This window comes from Massilia brevitalea (assembly GCF_030711405.1).
Classification (GTDB): domain Bacteria; phylum Pseudomonadota; class Gammaproteobacteria; order Burkholderiales; family Burkholderiaceae_D; genus Telluria; species Telluria brevitalea.
On the sequence record NZ_JAULSI010000073.1, the window covers coordinates 1 to 14,426 of the forward strand.

Annotated in this window: 13 protein-coding genes; 6 read left to right on the plus strand and 7 right to left on the minus strand. The window is 52.9% G+C overall.

Features of this window, described 5'->3' with window-relative positions; genetic code table 11:
* Positions 1–179 precede the first annotated feature (179 nt).
* Complete coding sequence (locus tag QWL29_RS25305) at positions 180–836, plus strand: DUF6988 family protein (protein WP_305825624.1); 657 nt, start codon at positions 180–182, stop codon at positions 834–836.
* 116 nt (positions 837–952) lie between these two features.
* On the opposite strand, the gene QWL29_RS25310 is transcribed toward QWL29_RS25305, so the two are convergent.
* Together QWL29_RS25310 and QWL29_RS25315 are read right to left on the minus strand one after the other, a co-directional pair.
* Positions 953–1,405, minus strand: a complete 453-nt coding sequence (locus tag QWL29_RS25310; protein ID WP_305825625.1) for a hypothetical protein — start codon at positions 1,403–1,405, stop codon at positions 953–955.
* Positions 1,389–1,961: a nucleotidyltransferase domain-containing protein gene (locus tag QWL29_RS25315; protein WP_305825626.1), complete on the minus strand. Its 573-nt coding sequence runs from the start codon at positions 1,959–1,961 to the stop codon at positions 1,389–1,391. Before QWL29_RS25315 ends, QWL29_RS25310 begins: the two co-directional genes overlap by 17 nt.
* Positions 1,962–2,294: 333 nt before the next feature.
* Here QWL29_RS25315 and QWL29_RS25320 point away from each other — a divergent pair, with 333 nt between their 5' ends.
* Positions 2,295–2,669, plus strand: coding sequence for a lamin tail domain-containing protein (locus tag QWL29_RS25320; RefSeq protein WP_305825627.1), 375 nt, complete (start codon positions 2,295–2,297; stop codon positions 2,667–2,669).
* Positions 2,670–3,803: 1,134 nt separating this feature from the next.
* Positions 3,804–5,291 (plus strand): Fic family protein, encoded by a 1,488-nt coding sequence (locus QWL29_RS26890; RefSeq protein ID WP_305825628.1) that lies wholly within the window; start codon positions 3,804–3,806, stop codon positions 5,289–5,291.
* 315 nt (positions 5,292–5,606) lie between these two features.
* Here QWL29_RS26890 and QWL29_RS25330 read toward each other — a convergent pair whose 3' ends face one another.
* From QWL29_RS25330 to QWL29_RS25340, 3 genes are all read right to left on the minus strand, one after another.
* Positions 5,607–5,921, minus strand: a complete 315-nt coding sequence (locus QWL29_RS25330; RefSeq protein ID WP_305825629.1) for a helix-turn-helix transcriptional regulator — start codon at positions 5,919–5,921, stop codon at positions 5,607–5,609.
* A 168-nt stretch (positions 5,922–6,089) separates the two neighbouring features.
* The gene (locus QWL29_RS25335) at positions 6,090–6,617 is read right to left on the minus strand and encodes an HAD domain-containing protein (RefSeq protein WP_305825630.1); all 528 of its coding nucleotides are present in this window, start codon (positions 6,615–6,617) and stop codon (positions 6,090–6,092) included.
* 562 nt (positions 6,618–7,179) lie between these two features.
* Complete coding sequence (locus tag QWL29_RS25340; RefSeq protein ID WP_305825631.1) at positions 7,180–7,572, minus strand: hypothetical protein; 393 nt, start codon at positions 7,570–7,572, stop codon at positions 7,180–7,182.
* Between the two features lie 147 nt (positions 7,573–7,719).
* On the opposite strand from QWL29_RS25340, the gene QWL29_RS25345 reads away from it, so the two are divergent.
* Together QWL29_RS25345 and QWL29_RS25350 are read left to right on the plus strand one after the other, a co-directional pair.
* The gene (locus QWL29_RS25345) at positions 7,720–7,956 is read left to right on the plus strand and encodes a helix-turn-helix domain-containing protein (protein ID WP_305825632.1); all 237 of its coding nucleotides are present in this window, start codon (positions 7,720–7,722) and stop codon (positions 7,954–7,956) included.
* Positions 7,957–8,259: 303 nt separating this feature from the next.
* Entirely contained in the window at positions 8,260–8,847 is a 588-nt protein-coding gene (locus QWL29_RS25350; protein WP_305825633.1) for a hypothetical protein, read from the plus strand.
* Positions 8,848–8,932: 85 nt separating this feature from the next.
* On the opposite strand, the gene QWL29_RS25355 is transcribed toward QWL29_RS25350, so the two are convergent.
* Together QWL29_RS25355 and QWL29_RS25360 are read right to left on the minus strand one after the other, a co-directional pair.
* Positions 8,933–9,325: a response regulator gene (locus QWL29_RS25355; RefSeq protein WP_305825634.1), complete on the minus strand. Its 393-nt coding sequence runs from the start codon at positions 9,323–9,325 to the stop codon at positions 8,933–8,935.
* A gap of 240 nt (positions 9,326–9,565) precedes the next feature.
* Positions 9,566–10,921 (minus strand): toll/interleukin-1 receptor domain-containing protein, encoded by a 1,356-nt coding sequence (locus tag QWL29_RS25360; protein WP_305825635.1) that lies wholly within the window; start codon positions 10,919–10,921, stop codon positions 9,566–9,568.
* 708 nt (positions 10,922–11,629) lie between these two features.
* Here QWL29_RS25360 and QWL29_RS25365 point away from each other — a divergent pair.
* Complete coding sequence (locus QWL29_RS25365) at positions 11,630–12,307, plus strand: hypothetical protein (RefSeq protein WP_305825636.1); 678 nt, start codon at positions 11,630–11,632, stop codon at positions 12,305–12,307.
* Positions 12,308–14,426 lie beyond the last annotated feature (2,119 nt).

Sequence of the window (14,426 nt, forward strand, 5' to 3'; positions counted from 1 at the left end):
GCCTTTGCTCCCAGCTCTCAAGACGGTGCTGGGATGACGCTTACCCTAGAATGCTGCTGACGTTACGAACAATGAAGCATGCTGAGCCCCATAGACTTCGAGAGAGCAGTTAGTCGTTGTGAATTTCAATGACACATAGCGGCCCGTCATCCTGCATCAATGAATAGAAACGTAACTGTATGCCTGTAGAGCTTCTAGCTAAATCCAATCTTCTTCACGATGAACTCATCGCCATTTACGATAGTGTCGCTCCCTATCCTGAACGACGTTTCTCACTGACGATGGACGCTTGCGGGATTGCATTTGAGCACGCTAGCGGTGTTCAGAGCCTGATTGCAGCAGGGCTTCATATATCAGCTACTGCGTTGCTGCGCGTTCAGTTCGAGGCCCTGACTCGGGCGATGTGGCTCCTGTACGCAGCAACGGACATAGAAATCGAAAAATTGCTGGCACCTCTTAACGAAGATACTCAAAAAACTGCCAACAAGCTCCCCATGGCTACAGAGATGCTGAAGGCACTTGAGAAGCATGGCCCGTCTATGGCCGTACGGCCTTTGATGCAGTTCAAAGCGATTTCTGCGAGCCCAATGAACTCCTACATCCACAGCGGAGTTCATCCTCTGCAACGACATCGCGAAGGATTTCCGGCGGTACTACTATACCAACTCGTCATCAGCTCAAACGGGCTCAACACAATGTGCGGCATGCTTACCGCAGTGCTAACAGGACATACATCTGTCGTTAGGACTGTGAGAACGCTTCAGACGCTTTTCGCCGAGGTACTCCCTCCACTTGAGGATGCAGAAAAAATGGCGAGCCCAAATGAACAGAATTAGACATTATTTGTGTGACGAAGACCAGATGCCTCTAGGGCCGTGGTCGCCACAAGTTTCATATCATCAAGCCTCGGCCGACTCAAGACTGTGAAGCGAAACCACAGCTTCAATTCCTATTAGACCTTACTATTATCCTGGGCGCTTATAAGCGCAGTAGCCGCCGTCAGCATTTCATGCAAAACACTGTACATGGCATCCGCATCGGCTTTGGTCACGGGCGGAACGGACTGGCGATAGGTCACTCGATTGCGACTATCATGCAGACGCGTAAGGACGCTTTGCTTCGTCCAATCTAGGCCTAAATCGGCGGCCACGCGCTGGATAGCGGTCGCCCGATGACCTGGACTATCGCCGGGGCGAGCACCGCGAAACTCAAGCACAGCCATCACTACGTTGAACATGCCTTCGTAAGCGAGTGTAAACCTAGGAGCAGCACTGGCAGTAGCCTTCGATGCGGTCGACATCTCTTCCGCACTGCGCATGAACTGGTCAATTGACGCCTTACTTACAGCGGCAGGTTTGAAGGTGCCGTTCGCAAGAAGATTGTCATATTCAACGGGTCGTACCACGGAGCTCTCCTGTTAAGTCGATACGTGGACCAGCCTTGATAGCCTGAAGGACAGGGTCACTTTCGGACGACCACTCCTCTGCACTATAAACGTTCACGTGGATAGGCCTTCCAAGTTCTTGCTCTACAGTGTCTAGCAATGGAGAAACAGCGAAGAGGTCCACATCCCCTACGACAACTAAGTCGATATCGCTGTCACTGGTGTCCGTGCCAGCGGCAACGGACCCAAACACGAAGGCCTCATGTAGCTTATCAGCGAGCGGTCGCAGGGCGCGTGCTAGAGGTTGAGACAACCCGACTGTTTTCAGCGCCATCCTTCGCAGTTCGGGATACAGAAGGAACTGGGGATTTGCAGTCAGACGGCGCTGATTGCCAACACGTTTTTCCTTTAACAATCCAAACTCAACCCATCGATTCAACAGCGTGCTGCCGGCGCCCCGACTGCTGCCCATCTCACTCAAAAGTTCGAGGGTGCCGTAGTCAACTTCCGGATGTGCTAACACTGTAGCAAGAAGGCGCTGTTCCGGTGGTGAAAAGATGGCGTCAAGTGGTTGCATAATTATATGTTCCTAAATTAGGTACGATTGTACTCAATATAGGAACGTTTGCAAAGAAACGCAATCCTACTGTCGACAGCTCAGACTCTCGGGCGCGAGAAAGGTCTGTTGAGCAGAGCCAACATAGTTCTAGCTGGCCGAAGCTACCCACTGTGGCAAGAATCCGAACTGCTGAGGCATCACTGCCCTCTTTACCGGCGGACGGAGCACCCTAGTCGTTGGCATGACCTTCGAATATTTATTAGCTGCTTAGGCCGAAACTTGCAAATTAGCATGCCAACCGCATCTAGGTGACTGGACAATTTTGTCCCACAACCAAGCTAGGGCACAACAATGCTGAAAATTATTTCCGTTAACAATACTGGCGACGTGCGCAGCGAGCACGTCTTCCTGGCGGTTGAAGCTGACTGCAATCTCGGCGATTACCTCCTCACCGACAGCACATACGGCTCCAATGAAACACCTTCTAACAAACTCCGCCACGTCTTCTTCTTCCCTGTAGTGGCAGTCAAGAAAGGGGACTATGTAGTGTTGTGGACTCAGAGCGGCAAATACTCTGTAGGCGCAACGACGACGACGAAGCCGCAACACAACGTATTTTGGGGCCTGCAGGAAACCGTGTGGAACGTCAAAGGGGACAAGGCGTTCCTCTTCACTGCGCCGCGAGCTCAGCGCTCGGCAGTCACGGTTGCGCCGAAAAAACAGTGAGCTTGTAGGGTCAGCAGGATGGCGCCAGCCTGGAAATTTAACCAGGTAGTTACGTCGAACAATCAAAAGCCGCCCTCAGGCGGCTTTCCTTTATTTTGGCTTATATCATGCCTCTACTCCGGTCGAAGCCGTACGTACTTTCAGCCACTTCTTGAATACCTCCGGAACGCACGCGTCATACGTTCATCTTCGATGAAGTACACGGCGGGAGCGAACTCATTAAAGTATCGCTCACGCAGCTCGTCCCAGCCTTCAACGTCCACAGGCAGGTGCTGGCAAGCTATAGCGTCACTAACGACCTCGGCGCCTGTCAGAGTTCCCTTAAGCAACCGGTTGTGATTTTCGACGAGCCAGCGCTTAAACGACGCGGGCCACATACGAAGCATCTCCTCGTACATTGCGCTTCGTCGCAACTGGTATGAAAGTTGTGGCGTGTGCAGCCAGGTCCAGTCAGCAAACTCTGCGCATTGCGACCTTGCCCACTCAGCAAACGTTTGAACGGCCGGCTATTCACGCATTCGAAACGAATGCTGTACTCACGTACTTGCCGTTTGATAGCGACGAACGTTAGTGGAAGCGAACCTAGCAGTCGCTCCTAGGGTAAATCCAACGAGCCGCGGTTGTGTTGATTACGTTACCCCAGCCAAGCTAACACGCCTTATGGCCCCTCCATGTCTACGCTGGGTTAACACTGCAGAAATTCGGGTAGTGCCTTGTCATCTGGCCTTCGTTGCGGCTCCCAACCCTTACAAACGCCTCTTTCCAAGCAATACGAGCGCCCCGCTCCGGCTCCGCAATTTCACTATGTCTTAAACCACGAAGTTGAGCTTTTCGAAAACAATTTCCTTACGACAATGAACTTGTAATAGCGAGCTTACCCGCGATGGACGTAGTTTTCACGGTCTCACCTTGTCCGCAAGACCTAAAGCGCGGAAATCGCACGGAAGGACAAAATTATTTAAAATAAAACGACAAATTACTCTATATACTATAATGATTGCGACAAATTTGGGGGAAACGAGGACCGAAAGCTAAAAAATGCGACAAACTCGACTGGCCTTACTTCGCTTCCCATAAGAAAAAACGACAAAAGCGTCATCATAATTAAATAAAGACGACACAAGGATTCTTACTGTGGCAATAGCACGAAAAAAAGCGACACTCGACGACACCCTACTTCTCTATGCTGAGATGACACCCGCCGAGATTCGAGCGGTGCAACGACGCCAGCGAAATGGCGAGTTGAAACGCATTGCTACCGGAGTCATCACGAGCCTTCCGGAACAATCTTGGGAAGCGCTTATTGCGCGCGAGAGGATAAGGGTGCTCGCGGCGCTATACCCAGGTGCCATCATTGGTCCGCGAAGTGCTTTTATGGGAGGGGCGCCTAGCGACGGAGTCATCTATCTAACTTACACCTACACAAAACGTATTGACTTACCTGGCCTGACTGTGCAACTGCTTGACGGCCCCCCGGCCGCGTTAGGGGATATGCCCATGATGGGTCGTCAACTTTTCTTCCCGTCGAGCGCACGAGCATTACTAGAAAATCTTACCGTTTCCCGCGGAAAGGTTCAGAAATCCGTAGGCCCAGCTGCTGTTGAGCAACGACTTATTGAAATCTGCGAGGCTCGCGGGGAAGATGCTCTTGGTGTTTTGCGTGATAGTGCGAAGGCATTGGCACCTACTCTTAACTTAGAGCGCGAACACACTATCCTTGATGGGCTCATCGGAAGCATTTTAGGTACACGAAAGTCCGCCATGTCCACTGTTGCCGGGAAGGCAATGGTAGCCGCGATTCCCTATGACGCTAACCGATTAGCTTTACTCGAAAAGCTAGCGCAACACCTTCGCACAACGCCCTTGGCTCAGCCGCCAACTGTTGTGAAAACAGAGCAGGCAAAAACGCATTTCGCCTTCCTTGAGTCCTACTTCAGTAATTTTATTGAAGGAACCGAATTCGAAATTGATGAGGCCAAAGGCATTGTTTTGGAAGGTAAGCCAATCATCGAAAGACCGAAGGACTCACATGATATCCTCGGCGTGTTCCGTCAAGCACTTAACCCAGGCTGGGCAAATCAAACTCTCAGCTCTGGGCAATCAGTTCTTACCCAGCTACAGGAGCGGCACGCCGACCAGATGAAGGAGCGTCCTGAGGTAGGGCCGGGAGAATTCAAAGCAAAACCGAATCGTGCTGGAAATACCGAGTTCGTAGCTCCACGTTTAGTGCGCGGAACGCTGGTAGAAGGGTCGCAGATGCTGCCCACTGTGCCTTCCGGTATCGCACGGGCGTTACTCGCAATGTTCCTCATCGCCGAAGTTCATCCGTTTAACGACGGAAATGGCCGTCTTGCCCGACTGGTGATGAATGCTGAGCTATCGGTTGCGGGTAGCTGCCGAATTATTATCCCTACACTGTTTCGAGAAGAGTATCTCGATTGCCTTCGCGTGTTGACACGCGAAGGAAACCCAGTGCCTTTCCTTAGCGCAATGCAACTAGCACATGAATGGACTGCAGCTTTCGACTACGAGGACATCGACAAAGTAATTGCTGACATGAAAGCCTGTAATGCTTTCGAAAAATCCTTGGTCCGCTTTAAATTGCTCACCCCTTCAAGATAGCGGCCGATACAGTCAACGCAGTATCGCTAATTTGAGGCGTTCGAGGTCTCGTGCAAAAGCAAATATCGTAGGGTGTGGTATGGAATGCAACCGCCAGACCGATGCATCGCCCCTTCCGAGCCAGATACGAGCATCCGTTCCTGCCCTCCAAATTCCGGTATGATTGGATTCTGTCAACTGGAGGTATCCTGTGGAAAAGCTACTTCGATACATTGAAACCTCTGAAGGGCGGATTAAAATTATCAAAGTCCTTGGCACGTTCGGCGTTGTGGGCGGCATGATAGTCACCACAATACTGCTTTGGGCCACGTTCTTCTAAGGCTCCTTACGAGTTTTTAGCAGTTCGTCGACGACGGACAGTGGTGCCCCGACACCTGGTGGTTGTCCGATGATTTTGCCACCCGACCGAATGAATCCGATTACCTCGCTGCGCAGCCACTTGGGCACAAGCAAAGGCTCCACACCAAGCGCTCGGGAAATTGACAATACCGTATCTACGGCCGGGTCAACAGCGCCGGTCTCGATGCCCGTGATTGTGCTGCGCTTCACGTCAGCCCGCTTCGCTAACTCAGCCTGCGTCATGCCGGCTGAACGTCTTGCCGCCGCCAAGTGGTCGGAAAGAATGCTCATTGTGTACTTTCTGCTCTGACACCCACTTCATTCAAAGCCTGTATGAGAACCTTTGCGCCATCGTGCGCCTGATGTCAACGCAACCCGCGGACAAAAGCTTTTTCTATCGCGGCTTCGAAGGCATCCTCGGCCGGGCTCGTGCACAAAGCGAAAAATATAGGAGCCAAGCTAACTCCCGACTTGTCTCTGAAGTATTTTTCGCGCCGTCCGTAGCTTCGGATAGGTAAAGCCAAGCCAAGCATCACAGAAAACGGTTCTCTCTTCTAGCCAAGAGCCCGATAGTGCCCATCCTGACATGTGGTCGTCGATGATGACAAAAGCATGGCTGGCCTCCGGCACGTGCTGTTCGAGCCAAGACTCAATTTCGCTTAATCTACCGGACACTGAATCACGGGGAGTACGCCAGTCCTCGTTTAGGTTTTCGCTTACAAACTGCAGCCCCGTGCGACTGAGCACCTCGCGAATTTGGTCGCGATTCAGGTACGATGCCCAAGTGGAGGAAATCACATAGCTGGGCTCGAACTCCTCGTGCAACGCGAGCAAATTTTTTCGGGCGCCGGCATTGAAGACGTTGGACCACAGCTCGGATGCAGTATCCAGCTCACCACAATCGAAGGCCTCAAGAACTCGGTAGCCGTTGTGTACCTTATGGACAGCAAGGACGTCGTCGAAGTCCAGAAATACAGTTGGGTTCATGCACGCTCCATTGAGCTTACTGCCTTCTGCGAAGTTAAACTGCTTGGCACGTCTTCTATGCCTACGGGCTCAGGCATGTCTGCGCGCACCCACTGCTCACGGATTTGCTGCCGGAGGCAGCGGCCAATTAAGCGGCTCCGCCGCGCGCCTGATGATGAATCGCGCCTCCGCCTCAGATGTCCATGCGGTCGCGATGAGGCGCGGAAAGTACTGTTCAAGTATCGCTAGCTCAGTCATATGGGACCGTTTGCCATGTTTAGACTCTAAGGACTTTGCCCTCGTCCACTTAGCCAAGTCTTCGCACCGGCCCCAGCGACTGTAGAGTTCGGGAGGCGAGCAGCCAGCTGCGTAGAATTTGCCTGCGTGCTTCGTAAATAGAAGCTTCGGCTGAAAGCCGCTGATAGCTCCATGCGTCTTCGGACGGGGGAAGTCTGCCAGTACTTGGCTATAGTCGGGCCCATCATCGCCGGCTCGGACTGTTCGTTCGTCTTTGTTCTCCGTGCTTCCTTCGTTGTCGCCGCTGCGTTCGCAGCCGCATCAGCAAACCTTTCTCCGTTGAGCGTTACGGACTCGTCTGTCCAGCTGATTCATTGTTAGCAAAGTGCTCGTCGAACAGATTTCTGAAATTGATTGGCGTCGATGTGTGACCAATCAGGCGCGACACTAGTTCGTTTCGGATTAGTTCGTTGAGCTCATATGCCAGTGCCGGCAACAGGTCACCAGGGCTACTCTCGTATTGCTTAAGCCGCTCATTGCCTTGGCTTGCCAGCAGTCTTTTCAAGTAGGAAATCAAGAATCTGCTGAGCTCCACGGTTTCGTCGTGACTCAGGAGTCCATCGGTGAATAATGCGATTTCCCGCGTGAGGACAATCAGTTCCTCAATCCGAAACGACGCCGGCAGAAGTTGGCGTCCGTCCCGAGTTAGTATGTCGGCCTTCAGTTGTGTTGCTAGCATGATTTTCCCGGCGAAAGCGCGCGTCGCGTTGAGTACAGTAGGTGTACAAAAAACTGAGAAGAGATGTGCCTGACTCCCATTCCCACTGTAGTGGGATGACAGATTTTACCGCATCCACGACATTCCTCCCACTATAGGGGGATTTTTTTGGAAGCCAACGTCGCAGGTGCATTCGGCGCAGTGCTTAGAACACTGCGAATCGAAAAAAAGATAACTCAAGAGCAACTTGGGTTGGAAGCTGGTCTTCAAAGAAAGTACATCTCATTGCTCGAGTTAGGCACGAAGGCGCCGTCGCTTGCTACAGTTTTACGTCTCGCCAAGGCACTCAACGTTGAGCCAGGCGGACTGGTCTCCTTAGTATCCGCAAAAATTGATGAACTGTAGAGGCAGAGTAACGCGTCGCGGCAATACCCTCTAGGGCTAACCCTACTTCGCCTGCACCGGAGTCTATGGTGTCCGAATCGGCCGCAAATTGGGGAGCCGGTCTGCTACCAACGCGACGCATGCCTTCCGGTACGAGCATGCGCCAGTCTTGACCAACTCTGCGTGGAACGGTCCCTCGGCGACAATGTTCTGCACGTCAGGAAAAAGGCTAACTTTTCCAGCACTTCTACCTATACAGCACAAGAAGCATGCGCTTCGAACGCTGATACATCCACCGGATGAGACCATAGATAGGACAGGAAAATGAAAGCCACTTCAAAAGCGAACCACGGCGGTAGCCTCAACCAAGGGAGCATCACGTGCACGAAGGACTTAGGACTGATACCGAGAATTCCAGACTTGGAGGGCACCCGTCCGATGCTTCTGGCAGACCTTTCACACGACATAGACAAACCCCGCGCCCGCGTTCAATGGAGTGTCGGCGCTGAGGTGGTCCTCGCAAGCGAACAGGCTCTGTACTTATTCCGACTGCAAATCGGCGCTACCCTGGTCTGTTGGTTGGCGGACCCCAGTGACCCGAAAGTAGTTGGAATGCTGCAGGAATGGGCATGCGCGAAGCACATGTTCTTTGGACTAAGGACGAAGGAGGGTGTGATAGTTCGCACGCGAGAAGTCGCCGGTGTACCACTGACCATTGACGAAATCTCTGCAGCGTTGGGTGGAGTGGACAGAGAACGGTTCATCCGCTCTGCTACCGAAGTAGTGAACTCAGGACTCATCAAAGCAAAAGCTCAGAGCGACATCCTTGCAGTTTCTAAGATTCGGAAACTTCGCATATTCACCGTTTTGAGTGCGGAGGCGAACAGGTCAACCGAAGAGCTGCCGGCGTAAGCTCGAACTCGTAATTCTCAGCAAAGCGGGCTACGACAGATACCTGTCGTAGCCCGCTGACGTGCGCACCGTCCCGCCATCAAGCTTACAGCTTCTTCATCGTCTCTAACAGCGAGAGCAAGAACTGCAAGTTCACTGGCTTTAGCAGATATCTATCGAAGCCTGCATCCAGAATTGTTTCCTCAACACCAGTTGCGGTAAATCCCGTTAGCGCCACAATAAACTTCGTCGCAATTTCAGGCATTGCCCTGAGCCGGCGGCACAGCTCGAACCCATTGATATCTGGGAAAATCAGCTCAGTAAAGATAGCGTCAGGCACGTTCGATTTCGCCAACTCAAGTGCCTCAAAAGGACCACTCGCGCAGCTAACCGTGCACCCTTGGCTGACAAAGAGCGTCTCCAAAAGTTCTCGAATGTCCTCATCTGTCTCAACTATCAATACGTGCAGGGGTCGAGCTACTTTCAAGTACATTTCCATGGGCTCTCGGCTTTGGTAAGTGTAGAGACAAGACTGAACATTATAAGCCCAGCCGTAGCGAGGGGCCATCAACTCCGCGCTGACAAGATGTTCTTACGTGCGCCCAGCCCATCCCTACTGGGTCCGAGCACGGCCGAGCCATCCTCGCTGTGAGAAGTCGTCCGGAACCCGTAAACACGCCGTTGACAACGAAAGGATATTGCCAACAGTCGTTGTCGCAGCTAGGTTTATGTACTAGACCTATCGCTGCAGTCGCTCAATGAACATACCCCAAAAGTACTCCGAAGCGCCCTGCTCTGACAGCTGAGCATCCCGCTCTGAGTGGTGGTGTTGCATCCCCAAGGTCTTGAAGTACATCGATTGGCTGTCGGACTCGATGGTAACCATTTCATTGAACGAACCCCTTGCTGAATTCGCATTGTGGGAGAAGGTCAAAGCCTGCGAACGACCTCCAAGGCCACCTAACCAAATCAAGCACTCAGAAACGGCCTTCCCGTCCCTGTAGATGAACGCTGAGAACGCATCGCTCCCATTTTGCTGAAACCGCACCTGAATGCCGGCGTTACGGCTAGCTACCTCTTCCAAAGACGCCTGGAAGAACTTTCCCATGTAGTCAAACGTATCGTGCAAAAATTTGTCACGGTCAAAGTCCGAAAACTCTTTCTTGAGCCGTAGATTGCTAGACCTCGGTCTCTCGGACATCGACTGGCCAGCTCCTGCGGTGGGCGCTCGCATCGAGTCTGAATCCGAGAATCCTTGAGGACCAACGCCCCAACCTGACGCCACCTCCGGACCAGCTCCGGGTGCTGCCTTCGGTGGCGACTTGGCTCGTGCTACTTCCTCAACTGCCTTGCGGATTTGTCGCACCGCATCAGTCCATGCTTCAGCTTGGTTCGCCCAGGTAGTCACAGCCTTGCCGTCCTTTGGAACGGCAAGAAGCTTGCCGAAGGGGGCTGTATGCCAATCACATGGCTCCAGGATTACGGGGATGACCCGCGCCGTGCCCTCCGCATGCCTCTCGAGCGCTCGCTTCATCTCGATGGAATAGCAGTACCAGGACGCCAAAAAGTCCGCGCTGACGAGAAGCAGAATTACGTCGGCACTTTCAAGGTTCTCATCAATGGCCGCGCTTAGATTTGACCCAGCCGTAATGCCCCGGTCATGCCAAGTTTCGATTAGCCCCTGTTTTTTAATGAGCGACAAGTGAACTTCGAGCCTGTCGCGCAGCGCTTCGTCGACGTGAGAGTAGGAAAAGAAAAGCTTGGGCATCGTTGTTTCCTCAGTAGACAGTGTGGTGGCGGTTGCAGCGGCGCCGAAAGCATCTTGCGTTTTTAGCGATAGTTCGCCGAAGGCGAATGGCATAACGTCAGAGTAGCCAAAGGAATGCAACCGCTCGACAAACAGTATGTTGTCAAGACGCAAAGTAGGCAGGGACGAGGTGCTAGAAGAGTGAGCTATAAGAGCTGCGTTCGTGCGAAAGCCGGCAGCGGCAGCGACGGCTTCGCTTAGGTGCGACGATTTGACGAAAGGAAAACGGTCTTGCAGAGCGTTCTTGAGTAAACGCAGGGATGTCAGTGAAATGGCGTAGTTAGCCATAGCGCGATTCCAGTCATATCAGCTCGAGGTCAGTGTGTCTCCCGATTACGCACTGCGACCCAATGAATGGAATGCAAGTGTTGCGTACACTACAAGTCTGCTTTAACCCGGGAGCAGGTTAGGCCCAGACGCCTGGAGAAGATAGTAGCACAACGTCTGCTTCGGCCCAACGGGATGCTGTAGCGAGACGAAGCCAGGGCAGGATGAACGCAACAGAAGATTCCTCCGGCCTAGGCGCCGCCGTGGAACACCTCTTTACTAGGCTTCGGATGAGTTGCATTGCCTGCTCTACAAGGCTGCTGAAGTAAAAATCCGTACTGTGGCAACCGATGTTCAACAAGCCACATCATTGCCACAAGGAACTATTCTGTGCAAAAATGGTCACCTACACTTTGCTGATGCACGCATGCCATACATTGCCCTGAACTCAAATAACGAAGAGGTAACTGCATCTCACTGCCGAGACGAGTACCTCCGCACTGGGATGGTTCGTTCTGGCTTCAAGTGCGCTTTTTGTCTTTGTACCTACTTCGCCCGGAACATCTACACTGACGGCAAGATTGGTAAAGCTCCGCATTTTTTGTCACAAGGAACGATGGACACAAAGGCGCGTGCGACGGCACGCCGCTTGACGTAATTGTCGAGCCAACGAGCGGCAAGCACGGTAAGCGAATTCCAGACCAAGATTTCCGTTTCCCTGAAAAGTTTGTGGCGAAGCCGAAGCCGCGAGTTGTGAATGCGCCTGGTGGTAGCGACGACGATATCCTGAGCGATGAAGAGATTCGTGTACGCCGACATCGCGCCGGCATCGAGTATGGGGCTGCAACTTTCACCTCAAGCGTCCTTGAAGTGATAGTCGAGTCAAAGAACAAGATTAGTCGCTGGTGCTTCGACCAAGGAAAAAAGCAAAACCTCGACAAAGTAGCCCAAAGCAAGTTACTCAAGGAGACAGCTAGCAGCTATCCGCTCCAGCTGTTCGAACAGAAGGGCTTGACGTATGAGACTGCGTTCTGGAGCGCCCACTACGAGCGCAAGGCAGATAAACGCATCTTCCATGCGAAGAAAGGTGAGGCCATAGTATCCCCTGCGGGCTTCGCAATCCGCTCTGAACCTCAAGTCGTGCCAAAGGGTGCCGAAGCAAAGAAACCCTGCCCGCGGACTGTCGAGGTGCACTACCGCGGCGAGACCTACGACTCAAACACTCCCCCGCAAGCGCATACCAGGACACTCGCAGAGCTAGCGAATCTTGGCGTCGACGAGACCATCCAATGGTATGCGTATGGGGAAATGACGCTGGATGGAGAAAAATTCGTCATCCGGCTCGATACCCTGGACGATTTTTACTTCCGCAAAGAGAGCAAGTTCAAGGCTCGCAAGGCTTCGTAGAGTTGGCCAATGTCGGACAGTAGGGCGTCCCCCACAGATGTTGGGGGAGCTCAAGCGTATCCGGCATTCGATAAGCGGTATCGCTATCCGGTGCATTCCACGTGACCGACGATAGAAGGCGTGAGTCATCGAAAAACTGGAGCACGTGGAAGTCGTCCACCTGCTCGAGCGTGCAAGAGAAACCAGGAACGCTCACCGGCCAACACTCTCTGAGTGCCTTGAGCCAAAGCAGCACATCAGCGGGCGTCGATAAAAAATCGGTGGACGCCTGGGTAGCAGCAGCCGACGCCTCAATTAGCCCCCAACACCCTCCTCCATAGTGTCGCAGCCCGACAGCGAAGACTTCTATCGTGCAGGAGTCATCTGGCGAGACGTCAAACTCGTCGATTGTGACGATGCGAAATGCACCGGCTGCGGGCGGGCATGGAAGGCACTCTACGATGAGCGCAATCGCTTCAGCACGTGTTCCAGGCGCCGCAGGAATTGGCATGGCTACGCCGACGGGCGGTACAAGGTAGGTCTGCATGCATAGTCTCCACAAGGTTATCGATACCTTATGTAGCTAGGTTCGTTAGCCATACGGATGGAGTAAATGGTGACGCGTCAGACGCTCGCACACGGGTGGCCCCCGATTTGGTCACAACAAACCGGGGGCCTTCTTCCACCTTTACACGGAAGCCTTTCGATGTCCATAAACACGAAGCCAAAACAGTCAGCAGCCGAGAAACTTGCTCAATAGGCGGTCGAGGTGGGCCGGTGCTTCTTACTAACGTTCCAGTGGCGTTGTCACCGTTACCCATGTCAGCCAAGGCAGGCTTTGCTCTGCTAACGGCTGGCAAGGTAATGATAGACATCGTTATCGGCGCATCAGCATGGCTGATTAGGACAAAGTTGTAGTCTGACCTCAGGTAGCCCCGCCGGCGGAAGTTGGCGGGGCTTTTTTATGTATCGACCCCGTTTATACGCTCAAAGCAGAAATCCTTCCAAGCAGCTAGAGCACCCCTAGGGAAGCACTGATTAATTCGATTTTTCGGCCATCAAGCGCGCGTAACCTATTGATTTTTAATGGCGCGAGGATTGCACTTCAGAATTAATCAGCGTCTCCCTAGCATACGTAGCCGTAAGGCTCAGTAGATGAGCCCGATAGCTTCCGTGAACTTGTCCTCAACGCCTAAGGTCTCGGTCAGTGGCAAAATTGCCGCAGGACAATCTCTTACTAAATGAGGAAATCGAGGCGCGAAAGACGTTCGCGCAACGGTGGCCCTCAGTTTGTACACCGCAAACTGAGGGCCTTCTTCCGCCTTCACAAGGAGAGCCCTTCGATGTCACAAAACACGAAGCCAAACCAGTCAGTAACCGAGAAGCTTGCTCGAGTAGTCGAGCGATGTGGACCGGTGCTCCTTACTAACGTTCCAGTGGCGCTGTCGCCGTTACCTATGTCAGCCAAGGCAGGCTTTGCTCTGCTAACGGCTGGCAAGGTAATGATAGACATCGTTATCGGCGCATCAGCATGGCTGATTAGGACAAAGTTGTAGTCTGACCTCAGGTAGCCCCGCCGGCGGAAGTTGGCGGGGCTTTTTTATGTATCGACCCCGTTTATACGCTCAAAGCAGAAATCCTTCCAAGCAGCTAGAGCACCCCTAGGGAAGCACTGATTAATTCGATTTTTCGGCCATCAAGCGCGCGTAACCTATTGATTTTTAATGGCGCGAGGATTGCACTTCAGAATTAATCAGCGTCTCCCTAGCATACGTAGCCGTAAGGCTCAGTAGATGAGCCCGATAGCTTCCGTGAACTTGTCCTCAACGCCTAAGGTCTCGGTCAGTGGCAAAATTGCCGCAGGACAATCTCTTACTAAATGAGGAAATCGAGGCGCGAAAGACGTTCGCGCAACGGTGGCCCTCAGTTTGTACACCGCAAACTGAGGGCCTTCTTCCGCCTTCACAAGGAGAGCCCTTCGATGTCACAAAACACGAAGCCAAACCAGTCAGTAACCGAGAAGCTTGCTCGAGTAGTCGAGCGATGTGGACCGGTGCTCCTTACTAACGTTCCAGTGGCGCTGTCGCCGTTACCTATGTCAGCCAAGGCAGGCTTTGCTCTGCTAACGGCTGGCAAGGTA

Coding starts and splice junctions, on each gene's coding strand:
- QWL29_RS25305 (WP_305825624.1), top strand. CDS start 180: ATGCCTGTAGAGCTTCTAGCTAAATCCAATCTTCTTCACGATGAACTC.
- QWL29_RS25315 (WP_305825626.1), bottom strand. CDS start 1,961: ATGCAACCACTTGACGCCATCTTTTCACCACCGGAACAGCGCCTTCTT.
- QWL29_RS25320 (WP_305825627.1), top strand. CDS start 2,295: ATGCTGAAAATTATTTCCGTTAACAATACTGGCGACGTGCGCAGCGAG.
- QWL29_RS25330 (WP_305825629.1), bottom strand. CDS start 5,921: ATGAGCATTCTTTCCGACCACTTGGCGGCGGCAAGACGTTCAGCCGGC.
- QWL29_RS25335 (WP_305825630.1), bottom strand. CDS start 6,617: ATGAACCCAACTGTATTTCTGGACTTCGACGACGTCCTTGCTGTCCAT.
- QWL29_RS25340 (WP_305825631.1), bottom strand. CDS start 7,572: ATGCTAGCAACACAACTGAAGGCCGACATACTAACTCGGGACGGACGC.
- QWL29_RS25350 (WP_305825633.1), top strand. CDS start 8,260: ATGAAAGCCACTTCAAAAGCGAACCACGGCGGTAGCCTCAACCAAGGG.
- QWL29_RS25355 (WP_305825634.1), bottom strand. CDS start 9,325: ATGGAAATGTACTTGAAAGTAGCTCGACCCCTGCACGTATTGATAGTT.
- QWL29_RS25360 (WP_305825635.1), bottom strand. CDS start 10,921: ATGGCTAACTACGCCATTTCACTGACATCCCTGCGTTTACTCAAGAAC.